This is a genomic window from Achromobacter sp. ESBL13 (assembly GCF_036668755.1).
Taxonomy (GTDB): domain Bacteria; phylum Pseudomonadota; class Gammaproteobacteria; order Burkholderiales; family Burkholderiaceae_B; genus Achromobacter.
Genome location: NZ_JAZEVT010000007.1, coordinates 229,806 through 252,354 on the forward strand (window position 1 = coordinate 229,806; position 22,549 = coordinate 252,354).

General features: G+C 66.4%; 21 protein-coding genes. 11 read left to right on the plus strand and 10 right to left on the minus strand.

Annotated elements, in window-relative coordinates; translation table 11 throughout:
• The first annotated feature begins 115 nt into the window (after nt 1-115).
• Nucleotides 116-1,021: a LysR family transcriptional regulator gene (locus V6F88_RS24545; protein WP_332612838.1), complete on the plus strand. Its 906-nt coding sequence runs from the start codon at nt 116-118 to the stop codon at nt 1,019-1,021.
• A 166-nt stretch (nt 1,022-1,187) separates the two neighbouring features.
• Here the strand turns inward: V6F88_RS24545 and V6F88_RS24550 are convergent, their stop codons facing one another.
• On the minus strand, nt 1,188-2,180 hold the full coding sequence (locus V6F88_RS24550; RefSeq protein ID WP_332612839.1) for a tripartite tricarboxylate transporter substrate binding protein BugE: 993 nt from the start codon (nt 2,178-2,180) through the stop codon (nt 1,188-1,190).
• 245 nt (nt 2,181-2,425) lie between these two features.
• Between V6F88_RS24550 and V6F88_RS24555 the strand changes: the two genes are divergently transcribed.
• Nucleotides 2,426-3,325 carry an AEC family transporter gene (locus tag V6F88_RS24555; protein ID WP_332612840.1) on the plus strand — a complete coding sequence of 300 codons (900 nt, stop codon included), beginning with the start codon at nt 2,426-2,428 and terminating at the stop codon, nt 3,323-3,325.
• A gap of 110 nt (nt 3,326-3,435) precedes the next feature.
• Here V6F88_RS24555 and fumC read toward each other — a convergent pair whose 3' ends face one another.
• On the minus strand, nt 3,436-4,830 hold the full coding sequence (gene fumC, locus V6F88_RS24560) for a class II fumarate hydratase (protein ID WP_332612841.1): 1,395 nt from the start codon (nt 4,828-4,830) through the stop codon (nt 3,436-3,438).
• Nucleotides 4,831-4,993: 163 nt separating this feature from the next.
• Between fumC and tsaE the strand changes: the two genes are divergently transcribed.
• Together tsaE and V6F88_RS24570 are read left to right on the plus strand one after the other, a co-directional pair.
• The gene (gene tsaE, locus V6F88_RS24565) at nt 4,994-5,533 is read left to right on the plus strand and encodes a tRNA (adenosine(37)-N6)-threonylcarbamoyltransferase complex ATPase subunit type 1 TsaE (protein WP_332612842.1); all 540 of its coding nucleotides are present in this window, start codon (nt 4,994-4,996) and stop codon (nt 5,531-5,533) included.
• A complete protein-coding gene (locus tag V6F88_RS24570) occupies nt 5,461-6,843 on the plus strand; it encodes an N-acetylmuramoyl-L-alanine amidase (RefSeq protein ID WP_332612843.1) in 1,383 nt (460 codons plus the stop codon). Before tsaE ends, V6F88_RS24570 begins: the two co-directional genes overlap by 73 nt.
• Before the next feature lie 125 nt (nt 6,844-6,968).
• On the opposite strand, the gene V6F88_RS24575 is transcribed toward V6F88_RS24570, so the two are convergent.
• Nucleotides 6,969-7,604 carry a VTT domain-containing protein gene (locus tag V6F88_RS24575; RefSeq protein WP_319307652.1) on the minus strand — a complete coding sequence of 212 codons (636 nt, stop codon included), beginning with the start codon at nt 7,602-7,604 and terminating at the stop codon, nt 6,969-6,971.
• A gap of 102 nt (nt 7,605-7,706) precedes the next feature.
• On the opposite strand from V6F88_RS24575, the gene mutL reads away from it, so the two are divergent.
• A complete protein-coding gene (gene mutL, locus V6F88_RS24580; RefSeq protein ID WP_332612848.1) occupies nt 7,707-9,818 on the plus strand; it encodes a DNA mismatch repair endonuclease MutL in 2,112 nt (703 codons plus the stop codon).
• A gap of 2 nt (nt 9,819-9,820) precedes the next feature.
• The gene (gene miaA / locus V6F88_RS24585; protein WP_332612849.1) at nt 9,821-10,795 is read left to right on the plus strand and encodes a tRNA (adenosine(37)-N6)-dimethylallyltransferase MiaA; all 975 of its coding nucleotides are present in this window, start codon (nt 9,821-9,823) and stop codon (nt 10,793-10,795) included.
• A 160-nt stretch (nt 10,796-10,955) separates the two neighbouring features.
• Here miaA and purM read toward each other — a convergent pair whose 3' ends face one another.
• Complete coding sequence (gene purM, locus V6F88_RS24590) at nt 10,956-12,005, minus strand: phosphoribosylformylglycinamidine cyclo-ligase (protein WP_332612850.1); 1,050 nt, start codon at nt 12,003-12,005, stop codon at nt 10,956-10,958.
• Nucleotides 12,006-12,396: 391 nt separating this feature from the next.
• Between purM and hda the strand changes: the two genes are divergently transcribed.
• Genes hda through V6F88_RS24610 form a run of 4 tightly spaced genes read left to right on the plus strand, consistent with a single transcriptional unit; the run spans nt 12,397 to nt 15,676 of the window.
• Nucleotides 12,397-13,098 (plus strand): DnaA regulatory inactivator Hda, encoded by a 702-nt coding sequence (gene hda, locus V6F88_RS24595; RefSeq protein WP_046806465.1) that lies wholly within the window; start codon nt 12,397-12,399, stop codon nt 13,096-13,098.
• A complete protein-coding gene (locus V6F88_RS24600; RefSeq protein WP_120153950.1) occupies nt 13,095-13,793 on the plus strand; it encodes an HAD family hydrolase in 699 nt (232 codons plus the stop codon). The genes hda and V6F88_RS24600 overlap by 4 nt, the downstream gene beginning before the upstream one ends.
• The gene (gene pcnB, locus V6F88_RS24605) at nt 13,793-15,184 is read left to right on the plus strand and encodes a polynucleotide adenylyltransferase PcnB (RefSeq protein ID WP_332612851.1); all 1,392 of its coding nucleotides are present in this window, start codon (nt 13,793-13,795) and stop codon (nt 15,182-15,184) included. The genes V6F88_RS24600 and pcnB overlap by 1 nt, the downstream gene beginning before the upstream one ends.
• A gap of 3 nt (nt 15,185-15,187) precedes the next feature.
• Nucleotides 15,188-15,676, plus strand: coding sequence for a 2-amino-4-hydroxy-6-hydroxymethyldihydropteridine diphosphokinase (locus V6F88_RS24610; protein ID WP_332612853.1), 489 nt, complete (start codon nt 15,188-15,190; stop codon nt 15,674-15,676).
• A 33-nt stretch (nt 15,677-15,709) separates the two neighbouring features.
• Here the strand turns inward: V6F88_RS24610 and V6F88_RS24615 are convergent, their stop codons facing one another.
• From V6F88_RS24615 to V6F88_RS24630, 4 genes are read right to left on the minus strand one after another with little or no spacing between them, the layout of a single operon-like run.
• Nucleotides 15,710-16,606 carry a sugar kinase gene (locus tag V6F88_RS24615; protein ID WP_332612854.1) on the minus strand — a complete coding sequence of 299 codons (897 nt, stop codon included), beginning with the start codon at nt 16,604-16,606 and terminating at the stop codon, nt 15,710-15,712.
• Nucleotides 16,603-17,436: an HpcH/HpaI aldolase/citrate lyase family protein gene (locus V6F88_RS24620; protein ID WP_332612855.1), complete on the minus strand. Its 834-nt coding sequence runs from the start codon at nt 17,434-17,436 to the stop codon at nt 16,603-16,605. The genes V6F88_RS24615 and V6F88_RS24620 overlap by 4 nt, the downstream gene beginning before the upstream one ends.
• The gene (locus V6F88_RS24625; protein WP_332612856.1) at nt 17,433-18,626 is read right to left on the minus strand and encodes a CaiB/BaiF CoA transferase family protein; all 1,194 of its coding nucleotides are present in this window, start codon (nt 18,624-18,626) and stop codon (nt 17,433-17,435) included. Before V6F88_RS24625 ends, V6F88_RS24620 begins: the two co-directional genes overlap by 4 nt.
• On the minus strand, nt 18,623-19,453 hold the full coding sequence (locus tag V6F88_RS24630) for an FAS1-like dehydratase domain-containing protein (protein ID WP_332612857.1): 831 nt from the start codon (nt 19,451-19,453) through the stop codon (nt 18,623-18,625). Before V6F88_RS24630 ends, V6F88_RS24625 begins: the two co-directional genes overlap by 4 nt.
• A gap of 182 nt (nt 19,454-19,635) precedes the next feature.
• Between V6F88_RS24630 and V6F88_RS24635 the strand changes: the two genes are divergently transcribed.
• On the plus strand, nt 19,636-20,529 hold the full coding sequence (locus V6F88_RS24635; RefSeq protein ID WP_104143472.1) for a LysR family transcriptional regulator: 894 nt from the start codon (nt 19,636-19,638) through the stop codon (nt 20,527-20,529).
• A gap of 30 nt (nt 20,530-20,559) precedes the next feature.
• Here the strand turns inward: V6F88_RS24635 and paaG are convergent, their stop codons facing one another.
• Together paaG and V6F88_RS24645 are read right to left on the minus strand one after the other, a co-directional pair.
• Entirely contained in the window at nt 20,560-21,378 is an 819-nt protein-coding gene (paaG, locus tag V6F88_RS24640; protein ID WP_332612860.1) for a 2-(1,2-epoxy-1,2-dihydrophenyl)acetyl-CoA isomerase PaaG, read from the minus strand.
• Complete coding sequence (locus tag V6F88_RS24645) at nt 21,375-22,523, minus strand: acyl-CoA dehydrogenase family protein (RefSeq protein WP_332612862.1); 1,149 nt, start codon at nt 22,521-22,523, stop codon at nt 21,375-21,377. Before V6F88_RS24645 ends, paaG begins: the two co-directional genes overlap by 4 nt.
• Nucleotides 22,524-22,549: the final 26 nt, after the last annotated feature.

Here is a 22,549-nt window from a genome sequence, read left to right on the forward strand (position 1 = left end):
CTCCAGGGTGGCGCCGGGGGGTCCGGCAGGCGTTCATGATGATCGGCCAGCGGGTCGCGCGCCGTCAACCGCTTAGAATCGCGGTTCCGGTTCCCGCCCCCTATCCCGTCCTGCCATGCGCCTGCGCCACATCGAAATTTTCGAAGCGATCCGTCGTACCGGTTCCCTGACCGAGGCCGCAGCCGCGCTGCATATCTCGCAGCCGGCCGCCAGCAAGCTGCTGGCGCATGCCGAGGCGCAGCTGGGCTTCAAGTTGTTTGATCGCGTCAAGGGCCGGCTGGTGGCCACGCGAGAAGCCGAGATCCTGACGCCAGAGGTCGCCCGGCTGAACCAGGATCTGAACAGCGTGCGCCGGCTGGTCGCCAACCTGCGCGACCGGCCGCATGGGCATTTGCGGCTGGGTTGCGCGCCCGCGCTGGGCCTGGGCCTGCTGCCCGGCGTGGTGCGCGACAGCCGCGACGCGCAGCCCGGCATCACGTTCGACATCCACACCCATCACAGCGCGGAACTCGTGCAGGGCCTGCTGACGCGTGAACTGGACCTGGCCATTACCTTCGACACCAACGACTATCCGGGCCTGACGCGCACCGGCCTGGGCCACACCGAACTTGTGCACTTGAGCCGCCGGCCGACCACGGGGCCCATGCGCCTGGCCGAGCTGGCCGATCCCACCGCTGAAACGCTGATCGTGCTGGATGCGGGCGACGCATCTGGCGCGTTGCTGCAAATGGCCCTGGACGCGCAGGGGCTGGCGCCGCAGGTCTCCATCCAGGTGCAGACGCATTACGTGGCCTGCGCGCTGGTGGACGCCGGTTGCGGCGACGCTATCGTCGACGCCATCACCGCGCAGGCCATGCTGCGCCCCGGCATGCACCTGCGCCGCCTGGAGCCCGCGCTGCGCGTGCCCATCAGCATCATGGTGCGCAACCAGGACCCGTTGTCGGCGTTGCATGGCGACCTGATCGAGCGGCTGCGCGCGGCCTGCGCCGCCCGCGTGGCGTCTCTGGATGGGGCGCAGTAGCGGCGTAGCGTCGTAGTGGCCCGGCGTCGCGGCATCGCGGCCGTGCGCGCGTACCGCATGCCTCGTGGGCCGCATCACGCCGCGACATAAAAAAACGGGCGCCTGTCGGGCGCCCGTTTTCATTTCAGCATCAAGGACCGGCTTGGCGGCCAGCCCCCAAGCCGCATCAATCCAGCTTGATGTTCTGCTTCTTCACCACGTCTTGAGCCCAGTCGTACTGCTCTTTGATTTCCTTGGCGAACTCTTCAGGCGTGTTGCCCGACGGCGCCGAGCCCTGGTCGTCCAGCGCCTTGATGACCTTCGGGTCCTTCAGGGCCACGACGGCAGCGTCACGCAGCTTGTTCACGACGTCCATCGGCGTGCCCTTGGGGGCCAGCAGGCCGTACCAGACGGGCTGGTTCAGCACCGGGAAGCCGGCGTCCTTGAACGTGGGCACACCCTTGACGGCGGGAATCTGCTCGGGCCAGGCGATGGCCATGGCGTTCAGCTTGCCCGCCTGGATCTGCGGCATCGAGGACGGCAGGTTGTCGAACAGGATTTCGATCTGGCCGCCGACGGCGTCGGCCACGGCCGGGCCCGAACCCTTGTAGGGCACGTGCACGATGTCGGTGCCCGTGGCCATCTTGAACGATTCGCCCATCAAGTGCAGCACGCCGCACGTGCCCGAGCTGCCATACGAGTACTTGCCCGGGTTCTTCTTCAGTTCTTCGATGAAGCCCTTGAAGTCCTTGGCCGGGAACTTCGGGTTCACGGCAACCACGTTCGCCGTGTTGGCGAAGTTGGTGACCGGCTGGAAGTCCTTGATCGGGTCGTACGGCAGGTCCTTCGGACGGCAGGCCGGGTTGACGGCCATGGTCGAGACCGTGGCGATCGACAGCGTGTAGCCGTCGGCATCGGCGCGCGCGGCTTCAGAGGCACCGATGGCGCCACCCGCGCCGCCCTTGTTTTCCACGACCATCGGCTGGCCAAGTTCCTGGCTCATGCGTTGCGTCACGAGGCGCGCGATGATGTCGGTGGAACCACCGGGCGCGAACGGAACGATCACGCGGATGGGCTTGCTGGGGTACTTGTCGGCGGCATGCGCAACAGAGGCGCCAAGCGTGCCGGCGGCGCCGGTAGCCAAAGCGATAGCCACGGCCAGGGAGCGAACTTTATTCATAGGTGTGTTTCCTCCAAGAGTGCGAGCCCGTATGTAAACGGACCGTTTTGAGATGGTCTCCGCCTGTGGACGGGCCAGCAGATAACGGTGGGAGCGCATTGCTTCTGTGCAGCGTGTGTGGCGCTGCTTTTATAAGGTGCTTGTGGCAGACGCGCCCGCCAGAATGACGGAGAATAGCAGCAAATGCTTACACCCGCATAGCGTGCCGATCCCCGGCCAACGCGCTGTTAAAACACCCTTTCCTCATGTCGGTCGCCTTTCTGGTTTTCCCTGATTTCATGCTGGTAGCGCTCGGCTGGGCGCTGCGTCACAAGCTGGGTTTTTCGCGCGAGTTTTTTGCCGGCACCGAGCGTCTCGTCTACTTCGTCCTGTTCCCCGCGCTGCTGTTCCAATCGATTCTGCGCACGCCCATCACCGCCGGCAACGCAGCCATGTTGCTACAGGCCACGGCGGCGGTGGTGGTGGCGGGTGTGGCAATGTCGTGGCTGGCCGGCTGGGTGTTGCGGCCGTCGTCGGTGGGACTGGCGTCGTCGGCCCAATGCGGATATCGCTTCAACACGTATATCGGCCTGGCGCTGTCGGCAAGTCTTGCCGGCACGCAGGGCCAGACGGTGATGGCGCTGATCATCGGCTTTGCCGTGCCCATGGCCAACGTGGCCGCCGTCTACGGCCTGGCGCGCCACAACGGCGGCAATCTGCTGCGCGAACTGGCGCGCAACCCGCTCGTCGTGTCCACGCTGCTGGGCCTCGCGTGCAATCTGGCGGGCCTGCACCTGCCCGGCCCCGTCGACACGGTGTTGGGACGCCTGGGCGCCGCCGCGCTGGCGCTGGGCATTATTTGCGTGGGCGCCAGCCTGGCCTGGGAAGGCGGCAAGGGTTACGGCACCTTGATTGCCTGGATGCTGGCCGTGAAGCTGGTCGCCCTGCCCGCCGTGGCGCTGGGCGTGGCGCTGCTGCTGGGCCTGCCGCCGCTGGAAGCGCGCATGCTGCTGCTGTTCGCCGCCCTGCCGACGGCGTCCGCCGCTTATGTGCTGGCGATGCGCATGGGCGGCGACGGGCGCATGGTGGCCGTGCTGATTTCGCTGGGCACGCTGTTCTCGGCGGTCACGATTCCGATGTGGCTGCTGCTGGCCGGGCAGCCCTGACCCGACGAAAAAAAAGGCTGCCGGGATAGCCGCCCTGACCCGACGAAAAAAGGCTGCCGGGATGGCAGCCTTCTCAGGTTTAAGCTTGGCCCAGGCTTGGGCCAGGGCGCTTAGGACTTGCGCGCGTTGGTCATCGACCCGGGCACCACCCATTCGGCGAACTGCGCTTCGGTCACGTAACCCAGCGCCAGCGCCGACTCCTTCAGCGACAAGCCTTCCTTGTGCGCCTTCTTGGCAATCTGCGCGGCCTTGTCGTAGCCGATGTGCGGGTTCAGCGCCGTCACCAGCATCAGTGACCGGTCCACCAGTTCAGCGATGCGCTCGTGGTTCGGCTCGATGCCGGCCGCGCAGTGCGCATTGAAGCTGGCCATGCCGTCCGTCAGCAGGCGCACCGATTGCAGGAAGTTGTGGATCACGAGCGGCTTGAACACGTTCAGTTCGAAGTTGCCGCTGGCGCCGCCGATATTGATGGCGACGTCGTTGCCCAAGACCTGCGCGGCCAGCATGGTGATGGCTTCGCACTGCGTGGGGTTGACCTTGCCCGGCATGATCGAGCTGCCCGGTTCGTTTTCCGGAATGCTGATTTCGCCCAGGCCCGAACGCGGCCCGCTGGACAGCCAGCGCACGTCGTTGGCGATTTTCATCAACCCCGCCGCCAGCGACTTCAACGCGCCGTGCGCGAACAGCAAGGCCTCGTGCGAGGCCAGCGCCTGGAATTTGTTGGGCGCCGACACGAAGGCGGTGCCGGTGGCATGCGCCAGGTCGGCCGACACCTTGGCGCTGAATTCGGGATGCGCGTTCAGGCCCGTGCCTACCGCCGTGCCGCCGATGGCCAGCTGATGCAGGCCGGGCAGCGTGGCGCGGATCTGCTGTTCGGCCAGATCCAGCTGGGCGACATAGCCGGACAGTTCCTGGCCCAGCGTCAACGGCGTGGCGTCCTGCAAGTGCGTGCGGCCGATCTTGACGATGTCGTAAAACGCGGCGCTTTTCTCGGCCAGCGTGGCGCGCAATTGCTTCAGCGAGGGCAGCAGGTGATGTTCGACTTCAACGGCGGCGGCCACGTGCATGGCGGTCGGGAACGTGTCGTTGGACGACTGGCCACGATTGACGTGGTCGTTCGGGTGCACCTTGCGCTCTTCGCCGCGCACGCCGCCCAGCAGTTCCGACGCGCGGTTGGCCAGCACTTCGTTCATGTTCATGTTGCTTTGCGTGCCCGAGCCCGTCTGCCAGACCGACAGCGGAAATTCGTTGGGCCACTTGCCGGCGATGACTTCGTCGGCCGCGCGGATGATGCCGTCGGCGATCTTCGGGTCCAGCTCGCCCAGCTCGGCATTGACCTTGGCGGCCGCGCGCTTCAGGCGCGCCATGGCGTTGACCAGCGGGACAGGCATCTTTTCCGTGGAAATCGCGAAAAAATGCAGCGAACGTTGCGTTTGGGCGCCCCAGAGGTGATCCTCGGGGACCTCGATAGGCCCAAACGTGTCTTTTTCGATGCGGGTCTTCATGGCGCGTACAACTCCCGTGGCGGCTGACAGTCGCAAAGCGCGGCGTCGGCCGCAAGCGACTTATTGAGAATGACAATCACTAATAAGATTAGCAGAAACCCGCATTCCTATAATTGCGGAAATCCGTAATCCCTTCACCGTTTTTTACCACTCGCCCCGCGCCATGTCCGCCCCTCTTTGCAGCCTGACCTTGCACCTGCCCGACGAAGCCGCCACGGAATCGCTGGCGCGGCAGCTTGCCCCTCTGGTTTCCGGGGGACAGACCGCGCCCGCCGGCGCCTGCATACACCTGCAAGGCGACCTTGGCGCGGGTAAAACGGCCTTCACACGCGCCCTGTTGCGGGAATGCGGCATCACCGGTCGAATCAAAAGTCCCAGCTACGCGCTGCTTGAATCCTATAAAGTTTCTAACTTATACTTCTATCATCTTGATTTTTATAGATTTAGTGATTCGCGCGAATGGTTGGACGCAGGATTTCGGGATTTACTGCGTGAAGACGCGGTGGTTTTGATCGAATGGCCGGAGCGGGCCGAGGGCCTTTTGCCCCCGCCCGACTTGCTGATTTCCCTGGCTTATGCCGATGAGGGCCGCGACGCCACCCTGACCGCGTACACCGCACGAGGACAAACATGGTTGAACGCGATTGTCCCCCCGCCAAAGACGGCGCCCTTCCCTCGGCAGGCGCCACCCGACGACGCCTGATCAGCGTCGCCGCCACTCTGCTCGTCCTGCCGGTTTTGCCGCGCCTGGCGCAGGCGGCAACGATCCTGGCTGTCCGCACCTGGCCGGCCGACGAATACACCCGGGTCACGCTGGAGCTCGATAGCGAGCTGAAGGCGGAACAATTCACGCTTGAAAATCCCCATCGGCTGGTCGTCGATATCGAGGGACTGACCCTTAGCGCGGCCTTGAACGATCTGGTTTCCAAGGTTCGCCCCGACGATCCCTATATTCAAAGCCTGCGCGTGGCCCAGAACCGCCCGAACGTGGTTCGGCTGGTGTTCGACCTGAAGCAGCCCGTGGCGCCGCAGGTATTCACGCTCAAGCCCGTGGCCGACTACCAGTACCGCCTGGTGCTGGACCTGTACCCGAAGATCGCCCAGGACCCGCTGGTGGCGATCCTGAACAAAAGCGGCCCGGACGTCGACGACCCCCTGGCGCGCATCCTGGAAGACATCCAGCGCAACCCGGTTACGCGCGCCGACCCGCCCGAACCGCCGCGCGTGCGAGGCCAACAGCCCGCCCCGCCCTTGCCCACCGCGCCCAAGTCGCCCCCGGCCACCGCCGGCCGTGGCAAGCAGCGCATGCTGACCATCGCACTGGACCCCGGCCACGGCGGCGAAGACCCTGGCGCCATCGGCAGCAGCGGCCTGCGCGAAAAAGACGTGGTGCTGCGCATCGCCCGGCGCCTGAAAGCGCTGATCGACAGCCAGCCCTACATGCGCGCCTACCTGACCCGCGACGACGATTACTTCGTGCCGCTGCACGTGCGCGTGCAAAAGGCCCGCCGCGTACATGCCGACCTGTTCATCTCGATCCACGCCGATGCCTGGGTCAAGCCGTCGGCCAACGGCTCGTCGGTGTTTGCGCTGTCGCAACGCGGCGCGTCCAGCGCGCAGGCGCGTTGGATGGCCGACAAGGAAAACGCGGCCGACCTGATCGGCGGCGTCAACCTGGGCAGCCACGACCGTCAGGTGGCCAAGGTACTGCTGGACTTGTCCACCACCGCGCAAATCAATGATTCGCTCAAGGTGGGCAACGCCTTCCTGGACGAAATCAAGAAGATCAACCGCCTGCACAAGAACAGCGTCGAACAGGCCGGTTTTGCCGTGCTGAAAGCGCCGGACATTCCTTCGGTGCTGGTCGAAACCGCCTTCATCAGCAACCCGCAAGAAGAAGCCCTGTTGCGCAGCAATTCGCACCAGGAGAAGCTGGCGCAAGCCATGATGACGGGCATTCAACGCTACTTCACGGCCAACCCGCCGTTGGCGCGCCTGGGCGACGTCAGCTGAACCCGCCGGCGTAACAACCCACAACCGCGACAACGGTCAGAATAAAAAAGGGCGATGCGCTTGACGGCGCATCGCCCTTTTTTCGACCCCGCGCAGCGTCGCGCGCCGGGGTTTCCCGAAGCTTTTTACGCCCGGCGTGACTTGATGATCTTGAACACGCCCGCGCCCACCACCGGCACGATGGCAGCGGCCAGGCCCAGCAGGACGATGGTGTTCAGGTGTTCGCGCACCAGCGGGATGTTGCCAAAGAAATAGCCGGCGGCCACCAGGCTGATCACCCAGAACAAGGCGCCCAGGATGTTGAACATCTGGAAGCGCGACATCGACATATCGGCCACGCCCGCCACGAAGGGCGCGAAGGTGCGCACGACGGGGATGAACCGCGACATGACGATCGTCTTGCCGCCATGCTTTTCATAGAACGCGTGCGTGCGCATCAGCGCGCCGCGGTCCAGAAAGCGCAGGTTCATGGAAAACACACGCGGGCCGATGTAGCGCCCTATCATGTAGTTCAGCGTGTTTCCGGAAATGGCGGCCACGATCAGCAGCACGGCCATCAACACCGGGTCGATATGCCCCGTGGCGCCGAACGCGCCCGCGATGAACAGCAGGGAATCGCCGGGCAGGAACGGCAGCACGACCAAGCCGGTCTCGGCGAATACGATCAGGAACAGCACCAGGTACACCCACACGCCATATTGCGCGACCCAGACGCCCAGCGTCTTGTCGATGTGGAGGACCATATTGAAAAATTCAAGCATTCAGCGGCCTGGAAGTCGGAAGGAAGGTTAAACCTTCGCGACTATAGCCGACCCGCCCATGACGCTAAAATCGTCCACACAGCACCACCAGACCTAAGCCTAATGACAGAACGCCGTTCCATTCTTGCGCTTCCCGACTTGCTGATCAGCCAGATTGCCGCTGGAGAAGTCATCGAGCGGCCCGCCTCCGTACTCAAGGAAATTCTTGAGAACGCCATCGATGCGGGCGGCCGCGCCATCGAAGTGCGCCTGGAAGGCGGCGGCATCCGCCGCATTGCCGTCACGGACGACGGCGGCGGCATTCCGCCGGACGAGCTGCCGCTGGCGCTGGCGCGCCATGCCACCAGCAAGATCCGCTCGCTGAACGAGCTGGAATCGGTTGCGTCGATGGGGTTTCGTGGAGAGGCCCTGGCCTCGATTGCCTCGGTGGCGCAGGTGACCATCATTTCGCGCACCCGCGACGGCGAACACGCCTGGCAGATCGATGCGGGCAGCATGCAGGTCAGCCCCGCTTCCGGCCCACCGGGCACCACCGTGGACGTGCGGCAGTTGTTCGACGCCGTGCCGGCCCGGCGCAAATTCCTGCGGTCCGAGGCCACCGAATTTGGCCATTGCGTTGATGCGATGGAACGCATCGCACTGGCGCATCCCCAGATTGCGTTCCGCCTGTTTCACCATGATCGCGCGCAGCGGCAATGGTTGCCGGCCGAACCGCCCCAACGCATCCGGGACGTGCTGGGCGCGGAATTCGCCGAGCACGGGCTGCTGCTGTCGCACTCGGTGGGCACCGTCAGCCTTGCCGGCATGATCACCCGCCCGACCGCCGCCCGCGCCCGTGCCGACCGCCAATACCTGTACGTGAACGGCCGCTACGTGCGCGACCGCACGGTCAGCCACGCGCTGCGCGCCGCGTATGCCGACGTGCTGCACGGCGACCGCCAACCTGCCTACGTGCTGTTCCTGGACATCGACCCGGCCGCCGTGGACGTGAACGTGCACCCGGCCAAACACGAAGTCCGCTTCCGCGACAGCGGCGCGGTGCACCGCTTTGTGTCGCACGCCGTGGGCCAGACGCTGGCGCAGACGGGCGGCTCGTCAGCCGTCACGCCTTCGCGGCAGGAACAGGAAGAAGACGGCGGATTCGAGACGGTGGCGTCCGGCGCTGCCAGTTCGGCTTCGGGATCCGGCCCGGGCGTGGGCTCGGGCTTGTCTCTCGGCTCGGGCTCGGGCTCGGGCTCGGGCTCGGGCTCGGGCTTGGGCTCAAACTCTGGCTTTGGCCCCGCCTCGAATATTGGCTCAGGCCTGGGCACTGGCTCCGGGCCGGGCGCGACAACAATCGCGGACACCGCCTCCGCCCACGCGCGCCCCCACGACGGCCACGAAGCCTCCGGCACCGCACCGAACACCATCCGCCCCGGCTACACCGGCCAGAATGCCGCCTACGGCCTGCGCCCGTCGCCCGCGCCGCAACGCGCGCACACGCAGGTCCCGTTCCGCCTGCATGCCGAGCCCGCCGGCAACCCCGTCGCCGACTGGCAATCGCTGTATCGCCCGCTGAACGACGACACGGCCGCCAAGGTCACACCCGTCAGCGAACCCCGGCCCGCGCCCTCCCTGCCCATGGACGAGGAACATCCGCTGGGCATGGCGCTGGCGCAACTGCACGGCATCTACATCCTGGCGCAGAACCGCCGGGGCATGGTGCTGGTGGATATGCACGCGGCGCACGAGCGCGTCGTCTACGAACAGCTCAAGCAGGCGCTGGATGCGCGCAGCCTGCCACGCCAGGACCTGCTGGTGCCCGTGGTGTTCCACGCCCAGGAAAAAGACGTGGCGCTGATCGAGGAATTTGAAGAGCAGCTCAGCGACCTGGGTTTCGAGATGCGCCCGTCCGGCCCCACGTCCATCGCCGTGCGCTCGGTGCCCGCCATCCTGGCGCGCGGCGACATCGAAACGCTGGCGCGCGCGGTGCTGCGTGATCTTGGCGCCGTGGGCGTATCGCGCCTGTTGACCGAACAACGCAACGAACTGCTGTCCACCATGGCGTGCCACGGCTCCGTGCGCGCCAACCGCAGGCTGACCATCGAAGAAATGAACGGGTTGCTGCGCCAGATGGAAGCCACCGAACGCGCCGACCAGTGCAACCATGGCCGTCCGACCTGGGTGCAATGGTCGGTGTCCGACCTGGACAAGCTCTTTCTGCGCGGACAATAAGCTTGGCCTCTTCCCTGCCCCCCGATACCCCGCTGGTGATCTGCCTGGCCGGCCCCACGGCCGCCGGCAAAAGCGCGTCCACCCTGGCCCTGGCCGAGCGCTGGCCGATGGAAATCGTCAACGTCGATTCGGCCACCATCTACCGCGGCATGGACATCGGCACCGCCAAGCCCTCGCCAGAGGAACAGGCGCGCGTGCCGCAGCACCTGCTGGACATCCTGGACCCCGCGCAGTCGTATTCCGCCGCCGAGTTTCGCGCCGATGCGCTGCGATTGATCGACGAGATCCGCGCGCGGGGCCGCATCCCGCTGCTGGCCGGCGGCACGATGATGTACTACAAGGCGCTGCGCGACGGGCTGGACGACCTGCCCCAGGCCGACCCCGCCTTGCGCGCCGAGATCGAAGCCCGCGCCGCCATCCAGGGCTGGCCCGCGCTGCATACCGAATTGGCGCGGCTGGACCCGATCACGGCGGCGCGCCTGGCGCCCAACGACAGCCAGCGCATCCAGCGCGCGCTGGAAATCTGCCGGCTGACGGGTCAACCGATGTCGGCGTTGCTATCGCGCGGCCAGCAAAAGCCCGACGACGACGCCAACCACTACCTGACCATCAGCCTTGAACCGTCGGAGCGCGCCGCGTTGCACGCGCGCATCGAACAGCGCTTTGACGCCATGCTGGCCAACGGCCTGCTGGACGAAGTGCGCGCGCTACGCGCCCGGGCCGATCTGCATCCGGGGCTGCCGTCCGTGCGCTGCGTGGGCTATCGGCAGATGTGGGCGCATCTGGACGGCGAGGTCGACCTGCCCACCGCGCGTGAACAGGGCATTGCCGCCACGCGCCAACTGGCCAAGCGCCAGATCACCTGGCTGCGCGCCCAGCCCGACCGCGTCATCGTCGATTGCCTGGCCAGCGACGCGGTGGCGCAAACCATCGACGCGGTAGCGCTGGCGCTGGCGCTGGCGGGCAAGCGCTTGTAGCAGAATGACGCTTGCCCAAGTCGCGCCTTGCGCGTGGCAAAACGTGGCGCAACGCGGCGAAACGCTGGCGACAGCACGAGTTGCTTCGGGCCCGCCCATGAAAAAACCCGCCAGCGGCGGGTTTTTCATGCTGATGCACGCGAAGCGAAACCAGTCGGGCTTACACCACGAAGGTTTGCGCCATGCCTTCGGTCTGCTCGACGATTTCACCGATCTTGTTGACCGTTTCACCTTGCTCGCGCAAGGTCGCGGCGATGGCGTCGGCCTGGGCCGCGTCCACCACCAGCACCATGCCGATGCCGCAGTTGAAGACGCGGTGCATTTCCGTGTCTTCCACGCCGCCCTGCTCTTGCAGCCACTGGAACAGCTTGGGCATTTCCCAGCCGTCGCGATGCAGCTTGGCCGACAGACCGGCTTGCAGGATGCGCGGCACGTTGTCCAAGAGGCCGCCGCCGGTAATGTGGGCCAAGCCTTTGATGTCGGTGCCGTGCTTGGCCAGCGCGGCCAGCACTTGCTTGACGTAGATGCGCGTGGGCGCCATCACCACGTCAACCAGCGGCTGGCCGTGGAAGTCGTCCGTCGGCTTGGCGCCGGCGCGTTCGATGATCTTGCGCACCAACGAAAACCCGTTGGAATGCACGCCGCTGGAGGCCAGGCCCAGCACCACGTCGCCCGGCTTGATGGACTTGCCGTCGATGATGGCGGACTTTTCCACCGCGCCCACCGCAAAGCCGGCCAGGTCGTATTCGCCGTCCGGATACATGCCCGGCATTTCAGCGGTCTCGCCGCCAATCAGCGCGCAGCCCGACAATTCGCAGCCCTTGGCAATGCCGCCCACCACCGACGCCGCCGTGTCCACCGAAAGCTTGCCGCAGGCAAAGTAGTCCAGGAAGAACAGGGGCTCGGCGCCCTGCACCAGGATGTCGTTGACGCTCATGGCGACCAGGTCGATACCCACGGTGTCGTGGCGGTTCCATTCGAACGCCAGGCGCAGCTTGGTGCCCACGCCGTCGGTACCCGACACCAGCACGGGCTCGTTGAACTTCTTGGGCACTTCGAACAGCGCGCCAAAGCCGCCGATACCGGCCAGCACCCCGGGGCGCATGGTGCGCGCGGCGAGGGGTTTGATACGGTCGACCAGGGCGTCGCCTGCGTCGATGTCGACACCGGCATCGCGGTAGGTCAAGGGGGCTTTAGGTTGATTCGTCATGAGAAATGCCGTGGGGTATGTAACAATTGCTGGGAATTTGGTGGAACGCCCCGCATTTTACGATGTTGCGGGCCTGTGCAGGGTTCGGACTGGCCGGGCGCCGCGAAAGCGGCAGGGGCGGGTCGGGCTGGCCGGGGAGCAAAAAGGGCGCAAACCCAAGCCTGGCAAAGCCCTTGAGCGCGACACCATCCCCCCAGGTGGTTTAAAGTGTTGGGTTGGCCGGGTTGGATTTTGCCAGTTTCTGGCGGGCAATACCCGAATCGGCCGCGTGTATCACCGTTTTTTGGCTTTTCCGGCAACACCGGCATGCCCATCGCGCCGCAGCGAGCCTTGCGCAGACATACCGCGCAGGGCATTGGAAGTACCGAACAAGCCTGATTGATAACCTCTCATGAACCGCCAGCTGCTGCTCGACGTTCTTCCCGCGCCAGCGCCATCGCTGAACAACTATATCGCCGGCCCCAACGGGGAAGCGCTGGCGGCCGTGCGCGCGCTCAATCCGGGTCGCGCGCTGTATATATGGGGCGCTGCGGGGTGTGGCCGGACCCATCTGCTGCGCGCCCTGACCGCGCGGCCGGACGCCGTCTTCGTTGATCCGGCCAAGGGCGAAACCATGCTGCGCCGCCTTGCCGAGGCCGATTCCAAATCGCCCATGCCGAAGTTCGTGGCCGTTGACGACGTGCACCGCATGGACGACAGCCGCCAGGCCGCCCTGTTCGCGCTGTACAACCGCTGGCGTGAATCCGCCGCCACGGGCCGCGCCTTTGCGCTGGCGCTGGCCGGCGACCGCGCCCCGCTGTCCATGCCGCTGCGCGAAGACCTGCGCACCCGCCTGGGCTGGGACCTGGTGTTCCGCCTGGACCCGCTGTCCGACGCCGACAAGCTGGCCGCGCTGTCCGCGCAGGCCGCCGAACGCGGCATGCACCTGGCGCCCGAAATCATCAACTGGATGCTGATTCATCACGAACGCGACATCCGCAAACTGGCCGCGTTGATCGACGCGCTTGACCGCTATTCCCTGGCCACCGGCCGTCCCATCACCCTGCCATTGCTGCGCGCCATGCTCGCAGATCCTGATTCGCAACGCACATGACATCCCGACGTCTCGCCCTGTTCGACCTGGACCACACCCTGTTGCCGCTGGACAGCGACTATCAATGGGCCGACTACCTGGCCCGCACAGGCCGCGCCGGAGACCCCGTCCAGGCCCGTCGCCAGAACGACGACCTGATGGACCGCTACAACCGCGGCGAACTCACCGCCGAACAGGCAGCCGAATTCATGCTGGGCCTGCTGGCGGCGCATTCGCCCTTCGACCTGGCCGACTGGCATGAAGAATTCATGCGCGAGGTCATCCGCCCGTCCATCACGGCCGACGCGCGCGCGCTGGTGCAATCCCACCTGGACGCCGGCGACCTGTGCGCCATCGTCACGGCCACCAACAGCTTTGTCACCGCCCCCATCGCGCGCGCCTTCGGCGTGCCCTACCTGGTGGCCACCGACGCCGAATACCTGCGCGGTCGCTACACCGGCCGCATCCTGGGCACGCCCAGTTTCAAGGAAGGCAAGGTAGTGCGCGTGAACGAATGGCTGTCCAATCTGGGATTGGCGCTTGCGGATTTCCCCGAATCGTTTTTCTATAGCGATTCGGTCAATGATGTGCCTCTGCTGGAAAAGGTGACCCGTCCGATCGCCGCCAACCCCAGCCCGACCTTGCGCACCATCGCAAAGGACCGTGGCTGGCAAGTGATCGACTTGTTCGACCACATGGAAGACTCGAAGTCCTAATGATCACTGAAACCATAAAAAAATTCGTCGGCCGCTTGTTCGCGCCGGCACCCCGGGGGCCGTTGCGCATTGGGCGCGACAAGCACGGCATTGATCGCCGTAACGTTTCTCGCCACGCCATCAAGGTCTGCGAAGTCTTGCGCCAGCACGGCTACGAAGGCTATATCGTGGGCGGCGCGGTGCGCGACCTGATCGTCGGACTGGAACCCAAGGATTTCGACGTGGCCACCAACGCCACGCCCGAACAGATCCGCCCGCTGTTTCGCCGCGCGCGCATCATCGGCCGCCGCTTTCAGCTGGTGCACGTGGTGTTCGGCCAGGAAATCATCGAAACCTCCACCTTCCGCGCCCCGGCGTCCGAAGAGCAGGAAACCGATGAACACGGCCGCATCTTGCGCGACAACGTGTTCGGGTCACAAGAAGAAGACGCCAAGCGCCGCGACTTCACCATGAACGCGCTGTACTACGACCCGCACACCGAGGAAGTCATCGACTACCACAACGGTGTGGCCGACCTGAAAAAACGCCAGGTCCGCATCATCGGCGACCCGGTCAAGCGTTACCGCGAAGACCCGGTGCGCATGCTGCGCGCGGTGCGCTTTGCCGCCAAGCTCAACGGCACGATCGACCCCGCCACGCGCGAGCCCATCAGTACCATGGCCGAGCTCATCGAAAACGTGCCGGCCTCGCGCCTGTTCGACGAAATGCTCAAGCTGTTGACCTGCGGCCACGCCATGGACTGCCTGCGCCAGCTGCGCGCCGAAGGCCTGCACAACGGCCTGCTGCCCTTGCTGGACGTGGTGCTGGAACAGCCCGGTGGCGAACACTTCGTGGAACTGGCGCTGGAACGCACCGACGCCCGCGTGCGCGCCGGCAAGACGGTCAGCCCCAGCTTCCTGTTTGCCTCGCTGCTGTGGCAGCAGGTGGACGTGCGCTGGAAGCAGTTGCGCGCGCAGGGCGAACACACCATACCCGCGCTGTCGCAAGCGGCCGATTCGGTGCTGGACGAACAGACGGAAAAGCTGGCCATCCAGCGTCGCTTCTCGTCCGACATGCGTGAAATCTGGTTCATGCAGCCGCGTTTCGAGCGTCGCATGGGCAAGACGATTTTCCGCATGATCGAACAACCGCGCTTCCGCGCCGCCTGCGACTTCCTGCAATTGCGCGCAGCGGCCGGCGAATTCGACAGCGTGCTGGCGCAGTGGTGGATGGACCTGGCCAATGCCGATGACGTGACGCGCGCCGACATGATCGAAGAAGTCGCGCGCCTGCCGCGCGAAGCCGGCGATGGCGGCATGGGCGGCATGGGCGGTGCCGCTACGTCGACCGGCACGCGCAAGCGCCGGCGTCCGCGCCGTTCGCCGTCGCGCGGCCCGGCCACCCCCGAGTAAACCGTGTCGCCCGCTTTGGTCCGCGCCTATATCGGCCTGGGCGCCAACCTGGGCGACAGCGCGGCCACCTTGCGCCGCGTGCTGGCCCAATTGCAGGCCACGGACGGCATCGACGCCGTGACGGCGTCGCCGTTCTACCGCAGCGCGCCGGTGGACGCCACCGGCCCCGACTTCGTCAATGCCGTGGCGGCGCTGGACACGCGGCTGCCGCCGCTGGCATTGCTGGATGCGCTACAGGCGCTGGAAAACCAGCACGGGCGGCTGCGCCCTTACAAGAACGCGCCGCGCACGCTGGACCTGGATCTGCTGACGTACGACGACCAGCAGCTGGACCACCAGCGGCTGATCCTGCCGCATCCGCGCATGCATCAACGCGCGTTCGTGCTGCTGCCACTGCAAGATCTGGCGCCGGACATGCAGGTGAATGGCCGGCCAATTTCAACGTGGATCGCCGAGATCCAGGATCAGGCGATCGAACGCCTGCCGGGTTGATCGGGCAGGCAGCCCCCAGCTAGGGGCCGGCGCCTACGCTTTAGGCGCAAACGCCATCATCGCGCGTTCCACGTCTTCCACTTGCGGCAACCCGGCCTCATTACCCAGATGCTGGATCTTGTGCGCCGACGCCGCGCGCGCAAAGGTGAAGTGTTCCAGCCAGGGCAATTCGGGCCGGTTCAAATACGACCACACATAGGCGCCGTGGAACACGTCGCCCGCCCCCGAGGTATCCACGATGCGTTCGCCCGGCACATCCAGCGATGGCAACGTATCGACGCGCCCCGCCTCGTCGTACCAGAGCATGCCGCGTTCGCCCATCGTGACCGCGCCGATGCGGCAGCCGCGGGCCTTCAGCAAGTCCAGCAGCCCGGCCGGGCTCAGCGCCAGCTGTTCGCACATGCGCTCCGCGCACACGGCCACGTCGATATGGCGCAGCAGTTCGTCGGTGTTCTCGCGCACGCCGCCGCCGTCCAGCGACGTCAGCACGCCCGCCTGCCGGCATGCGCGCGCATAGTGCAGCGCGGCGTCGGGCTGATGGCCGTCCAGATGCAACGCGCGAAATGCGCCGATATCCAGCCGGGGGAAATCGTTCAGATATTGCACGTCGCGCGCGCGCACAATGGCGCGCTTGCCGTGATTGGGCATGATGAACGACAACGATGACCGGCGCACATGCCGCGCATGCAGCGTGATGCCGTGCGCGGCGGCCATGTCGGTGTACATGTGGCCCAGCCAATCGGGCGCCAGCGAACAGATCAGGTCGGGCGGCGTGCCCAGCTTGCCGCAGGTAAACGCCGCCGTGACGGCGTTGCCGCCAAAGGACACGGCGTAGTCACGCGCCACGCTTTTTTCGTCGCCGGTGGGCCATTCGTCGGCCAGTATGGTGACGTCGATGTAGGTGTGCCCGATAAAGAGCGCATCGCTCATGTGGGAGCCTGTTCGCCGGCCTGAGCAAGCACCAGGCGCGCGCGCGCGATGACGGGTGCATCCACCATTTTTCCGTCCAGCATGAAGGTGCCCGCCGCCGTCTCGCGATGCGTGGCCACCACGCGCCGCGCCCAGGCCAGTTCTTCGCGCGCCGGCACGAACGCCGCGTGAATCACCGGCACTTGCGCCGGGTGGATGCACAGCATGCCGCCAAAGCCCATCTGCTGGGCGCGCCCCGCCGCCGCCGCCAGCCCGGCCGTGTCCTGCACGCCGGGAAACACGCCGTCCAGCGCGGGCGCGAGCCCGGCGGCGCGGTTGTGCAGCAATACCTGCACGCGGGCCTGATCCAGCACGGTTTCGGCGCCGGGGGTGTCCGGCGTCAGGCCCATGTCCAGCGCGTAGTCCAGGCTGCCGAAGGCCAGCCGCGCCACGCCGGGCGTGGCCGCGACTTCGGACGCGTTCAACAGCCCGCGCGCGGTTTCGATGATGGGGATGACCGGCAACCCGGTCTGCGCCACGTGCCGCACCTGCGCCAGCGTTTCAGCCTTGGGCAGCAGGATGCCGGCAATGTTCGGCCGGCCACGGCAGGCTTTCAGGTCGTCGTCGTGCCAGGATGTGGACGCGTCGTTGATGCGCACCCACAGGCGGGCGTCGCGATGCGTCCCCAGGAAGTCGCACAGCGCCTCGCGGGCGGACGCCTTGGCCAGATGCTCGACGGCGTCTTCCAGGTCCACGATAACGGTGTCGGCCCCGGCGGCCAGCGCTTTGGGGATGCGCTCGGCGCGCGAAGCCGGCACGAATAGGGCGCTACGAACGACGGAATGCGTCACACGACCTCCGAAGCATGCAGTTGCGCCACCTGATCGGGCGCGTATCCCAGCGATGCTAGCACCGCATCCGTGTTTTCGCCCACGGCGGGCACGGCGGCCATGCGCGGCGCGAACGCGCTGCTGCTGGCGGGCGGCAACAGCGCGGGCACCATGCCGGCCGGGCTGTCGACCTGGCTCCAGCGCGCGCGCGCCTGCAATTGCGGGTGCGCCCAGACGCCGGCCATGTCATTGACGCGGGCGTTGGCAATCTGCGCATCCTCCAGCCGCTGCGTCACCTGTTCGATCGACAGGTCCGCAAACGCCGCCACGATCAGATCGCGCAGCGCATCGCGGTTGGCGGTGCGCTGCGAATTCGAGATAAAGCGGGCGTCTTCGGCCAGCGTGGGCTGACGCAGCACCTGCGCGCAGAACACGCGCCATTCGCGTTCGTTTTGCAGGCCCAGCATGATGGTCGAGCCATCGCCCACCGGAAACGGCCCATACGGATAGATCGACGCATGCGCCGCGCCCGCGCGCACGGGCGGCTTGGCGCCCTCGAATGCGTAGTACATCGGAAAGCCCATCCACTCGACCATGCTTTCCAGCATGGACACGTCCAGGCGGCTGCCCAAGCCGGTTTTCTGGCGCAGCAACAAGGCATTCAGGATGGCCGAATACGCATACATGCCGGCCGCGATATCGGCGATGGAACACCCGGCCTTGACCGGGTCGTCCTGCGTGCCCGTTACCGACAGAAAGCCGCTTTCGCTTTGGATCAGCAGGTCATACGCCTTCTTGTCCTGATACGGGCCGCCTTCGCCATAGCCGGAAATATCGCAGACGATCAGGCGCGGATAGCGCGCATGCAGGGCCTCGAACGACAGCCCCAGCCGGGCCGCCGCGCCGGGCGCCAGGTTTTGCACCAGCACGTCGGCCGATTCCAGCAGGCGCTCCATGATGCCGCCCGCCTCGTCGCGCTTCAGGTCCAGCGTCAGGCTTTCCTTGGACCGGTTGGTCCAGACGAAATGCGAGGACAGGCCGCGCACGCGTTCGTCGTAGCCGCGCGCGAAATCGCCGCTGCCGGGGCGTTCAATCTTGATGACGCGCGCGCCCATGTCCGCCAGCTGGCGGGTGCAAAAGGGGGCGGCGATGGCGTGTTCCAGGCTGACGACGGTAATGCCATCCAACGGGCGGGATGCCGGTGTGCTCATTCGGTAAACCTCAGTTCGGCTTGATGGGCCAGCGTGCCGTCCTGCTCGGCCCACAGCTGGGCGAGGCCCGGCTCGGTCAAGCGGCCGGCCACCTGGAAAGGCGTGGGCGAAATCAGCGGACGCAGGCCGCGGTAGCTTAGATGCGTGGGGCGCAGCCGGGGATGGGCGCGCGTAAAGGCGGCAACCATTTCGGTGGCAATCAGGGGGCCGTGCACGACCAGCCCCGGGTACCCTTCAACGCCCGTGACATAGGGGTGGTCGTAATGGATGCGGTGGCCGTTGAAGGTCACCGCCGAATAGCGGAACAGCAGCACCGACGTGGGGTTGACGGTGTCGCTCCATTGCGCCTGGGGCGCGGGCTCGCTGCCCGCCAGCTTCGGTGGCGACGGCTGGCGGTAGACGATGTCCTGCTCTTCTTCGATGACGACGTCACCAGCCTGGTGATATTCGTGGCGCACGGTGACGAACAGCAGCGCGCCGGTACGGCCCGCCTTCTCTTCCACCTTGATCACCTTGGATACCCGTTCGGCCGGCACGCCCACCTTCAAAGGCTGATGCCATTGCACCCGGCCGCCCGCCCACATGCGGTTACGGTCCTGGGCTGGTGGCAAAAAACCGCCGCGCGCGGGGTGCCCATCCGTCCCCAACCCGTCCATGCCCACGGTGCTGATGAAAAACGCCCATTGCCACAAGGGCGGCAGGGCCTCGCCCACGCCCGGCGCCTGACCGCCCAGGGTGGCCGCAATGCGGGCCGCGTGGCCGGGGTCCATGGCGTCCGGCTTGCGTTCGCCGCTGCCGATCCAGGCTGCCGGATCTGTAGAAGTCATGCCCATATCCTTTGGTGGGGTTGTTGGGTGGGGGATTTGGTGGGATTTCTCGTAAGCGTCAAGGATGCCCGCAAGCCGTCCCCGTTGTGAATTCGTTTTTCCTCAAGGCGGGGTTTGCGGCGCCTGAATCGACAGCCCACGCCCAGGCCCGGCGCGGCGCGGCGCGCCGTAATATATGGCCCATGCACTTCGACCTAGCCGACCTACGCCTGTTCATCCACATCGCCGAATCCCCCAGCCTGACCCAGGCCGCGAAACGAGCGCATCTGTCCCTGGCCGCCGTCAGCGTGCGGATCAAGGCGCTGGAGAACCAGCTCAATTCCCGCCTGCTGTACCGCGACAGCCGGGGGGTGGAAATCACGCCCGCCGGGCAGAAACTGCTGCAACACGCCCGCGTCATCATGCGGCAGGTGGACCACCTGAAGCACGACTTCCAAGAGCAATCCGACGGCGATGCCGGGCACATCCGCATCTTTGCCAACACCACGGCCGTGACCGAATTCATGCCGGACATCCTGGCGCAGTTCCTGTCGGGGCACCCGGGCGTCACGGTGGACCTGCAAGAACGCCTGACGCGCGACATCGTGCGCGGCGTGCTGGACGGCACTACCGACCTGGGCATCGTGGCCGGCCCGGTCGATGCGCCCGAGCTGCAAGCCATACACTTCAGCACCGACCGGCTGGTGCTGGTGGTGCCCAACGGCCATCCGCTGCAAGACCAGGACAAGGTCAAGCTGGTGGATGCCGTGCGCTACCCGTTCATCACCATGCATGAAGGTTCCACGCTGGTGGCCTTTTTGCGCGACCAGCTGGAACGCAGCGGCCAGCGTCTACCGCAACGCATCCAGCTGTACAGCTTCGACTCCATCTGCCGCATGGTGCAAGCGGGCGTGGGCATCGGCGTGATTCCCGATTCCGCCGCGCGCCGCTATGGCGCCGACACCAAGTTGCGCGTGGTAGAGCTGGATGAACCCTGGGTGGTGCGTGAACGCAAGCTGCTTGTGCGCGACATCGACGCCCTGCCCGGCTGCGCGCGCGACCTGATCGAACAGATCCAGGTCCCGCGCGCGCCCTGACCTTCAGGGCGCGACACAAGCTCCCGTCGCTCAGGTTCCGGTGAACGCGGGCGGCCGCTTTTCGGCAAAGGCGCGCATGCCTTCCAGGTAGTCGTCCGTGTAGCCAAGCTCGCGCTGCAACCGGCATTCCAGATCGAACTGCTGGGCCAGCGTATTGCCGCTGGACGCGTGCAGCGCCGCCTTGGTGGCCGCGTAGGCCCGCGTGGGCCCGGCGGCCAATGTGGCGGTGATGTCCGACACGGTGGCGGCCACCGCATCGTCAGGCACGACACGCCAGATCAGCCCCCACGCGGCGGCCTCGGTGGCGCTGACGGCTTCGCCGAACAACGCCGCGCCCATCGCGCGCGCCGAGCCCACCAGCCGGGGCAAGAACCATGTGCCACCCGCATCCGGCAGCAAGCCGATCTTGCTGAACGCCTGCACGAAGCGGGCCGACTGCGCGGCAAACACCACGTCGCAGGCCAGCACCAGGCTGGCGCCCGCGCCCGCCGCCACGCCGTTCATCACGCACACTACCGGCACCGGCAGCGCGCGCAAACGGGTGATCAACGGGCGATAGCATTTTTCCAGCATCAGGCTCAGGTCGCGCCGCGAGCCGTCCTCGGAGGGCTTGCGCTCGCTTAGATCCTGCCCCGCGCAAAAGCCCCGCCCCGCGCCGGTGATGACCAGGCCGCGCAGACCGGCGTGCGACTCCATCACATCCAGCGCGCGCGCCAGTTCGGCATGCATGACTTCGGTAAAGCTGTTGAGGCGGTCCGGCCGGTTCAGGGTGATGACGCCCACGCCGTCTTCCAGCGTGAACCGGATCTGCGTGTAGCCGTCGGCTGCGTTGTCTTGCGTTGCGTTCATGCCCGCTCCTCCTGCATTGCCGCTTCCTCCAGCATGGCCACTTCGGCCAGCACCGCCAATTGCTCGGCCGTGTCGCCCAGCAACGGATCCACCATGGTCAGCCGCTTGAAATAATCGCCCACCTCCAGCTCGTCGGTCATGCCCATGCCGCCGTGCAGCTGCACCGCCATCTGCGCCACCTGGCGCCCGGCGCGCGCGGCTTCCAACTTGGCCGACGCGATCATGCGGCGGCGCTGCACGGCATCGGGTTCGGTCAGCGCGGCCACGGCCACATAGGCCATCGACAGAGCCAGTTCCTTGGCCACCAGCATCTCGGCCAATCGGTGTTGCAGCGCCTGGAACGAGGCCAGCGGCTGACCGAATTGCTTGCGCGTCTTCAGATAATCAACGGTGATTTCCAGCAGCCGGTCGATCGCGCCCGCTGCGTGCGCGCACAGCGCCGCCGTGCCCCACTGCAACGCCTGGGCCAGGGCGTCGTCGGCCTGCGCGCCTTCGGCCAGCAAGGCATCGGCGGACAGGCCCACCGCGTCGAAATCCAGTCGGGCGCAGCGCGCGCCGTCCAGCGTGGGCGTGTCGGTGACGCGCACGCCGGCAACGTCCGACGGGACGGCCAGCAACACGGTCTGGCCCTCGGCGCCCAATGCGCTGACCAGCCACACCTTGGCCGCCGCGCCGTGCCACACCAAATGCTTGGCGCCATCCAGCCGCCAGCCCTGCCCCGTCTTTGCCGCGCGGCAATCGCGTGGCCGCGTGTCGTAGCGTCGGCCCGGCTCTTGATAGGCCACGCTAACGATCACCTCGCCCGAGGCTATGCCCGGCAACCACCGGCCACGCGCCGCGTCGCCACACGCGTCCAGCAATGCCGCACCCATGACGGCGCTGGGAATGACGGGCTCGGACACCAGCGCGCGGCCCAGTTCCACATGCACGGGCAGCAGGCTGGCCGGCACTTCGCCAAAGCCGCCGAAGTCCTGCGAAATGGTCAGGCCCAGCACACCCAGTTCGGCCAGCGCGCCCCAGGCGCGGGCATCCAGCGTGCCGGTGGCCTGGCGCGCGCGGCGTTGGGGAAATGTCCATGCCTGGACCACCAGGCGGCGCAGGCTGTCGGCCAGCATGCGCTGTTCTTCGGTATAGATGAAATCCATGCGTGTCTTCCTGTCGGATGGCGCGG

Excerpts from the sequence above, each read along its gene's own strand:
- mutL (WP_332612848.1), top strand. The coding sequence starts at position 7,707 with ATGACAGAACGCCGTTCCATTCTTGCGCTTCCCGACTTGCTGATCAGC.
- V6F88_RS24570 (WP_332612843.1), top strand. The coding sequence starts at position 5,461 with ATGGTTGAACGCGATTGTCCCCCCGCCAAAGACGGCGCCCTTCCCTCG.
- pcnB (WP_332612851.1), top strand. The coding sequence starts at position 13,793 with ATGATCACTGAAACCATAAAAAAATTCGTCGGCCGCTTGTTCGCGCCG.
- V6F88_RS24630 (WP_332612857.1), bottom strand. The coding sequence starts at position 19,453 with ATGACTTCTACAGATCCGGCAGCCTGGATCGGCAGCGGCGAACGCAAG.
- V6F88_RS24625 (WP_332612856.1), bottom strand. The coding sequence starts at position 18,626 with ATGAGCACACCGGCATCCCGCCCGTTGGATGGCATTACCGTCGTCAGC.
- V6F88_RS24645 (WP_332612862.1), bottom strand. The coding sequence starts at position 22,523 with ATGGATTTCATCTATACCGAAGAACAGCGCATGCTGGCCGACAGCCTG.
- V6F88_RS24550 (WP_332612839.1), bottom strand. The coding sequence starts at position 2,180 with ATGAATAAAGTTCGCTCCCTGGCCGTGGCTATCGCTTTGGCTACCGGC.
- tsaE (WP_332612842.1), top strand. The coding sequence starts at position 4,994 with ATGTCCGCCCCTCTTTGCAGCCTGACCTTGCACCTGCCCGACGAAGCC.
- V6F88_RS24600 (WP_120153950.1), top strand. The coding sequence starts at position 13,095 with ATGACATCCCGACGTCTCGCCCTGTTCGACCTGGACCACACCCTGTTG.
- fumC (WP_332612841.1), bottom strand. The coding sequence starts at position 4,830 with ATGAAGACCCGCATCGAAAAAGACACGTTTGGGCCTATCGAGGTCCCC.
- V6F88_RS24635 (WP_104143472.1), top strand. The coding sequence starts at position 19,636 with ATGCACTTCGACCTAGCCGACCTACGCCTGTTCATCCACATCGCCGAA.
- paaG (WP_332612860.1), bottom strand. The coding sequence starts at position 21,378 with ATGAACGCAACGCAAGACAACGCAGCCGACGGCTACACGCAGATCCGG.
- V6F88_RS24615 (WP_332612854.1), bottom strand. The coding sequence starts at position 16,606 with ATGAGCGATGCGCTCTTTATCGGGCACACCTACATCGACGTCACCATA.
- V6F88_RS24555 (WP_332612840.1), top strand. The coding sequence starts at position 2,426 with ATGTCGGTCGCCTTTCTGGTTTTCCCTGATTTCATGCTGGTAGCGCTC.
- purM (WP_332612850.1), bottom strand. The coding sequence starts at position 12,005 with ATGACGAATCAACCTAAAGCCCCCTTGACCTACCGCGATGCCGGTGTC.
- V6F88_RS24575 (WP_319307652.1), bottom strand. The coding sequence starts at position 7,604 with ATGCTTGAATTTTTCAATATGGTCCTCCACATCGACAAGACGCTGGGC.
- V6F88_RS24545 (WP_332612838.1), top strand. The coding sequence starts at position 116 with ATGCGCCTGCGCCACATCGAAATTTTCGAAGCGATCCGTCGTACCGGT.
- hda (WP_046806465.1), top strand. The coding sequence starts at position 12,397 with ATGAACCGCCAGCTGCTGCTCGACGTTCTTCCCGCGCCAGCGCCATCG.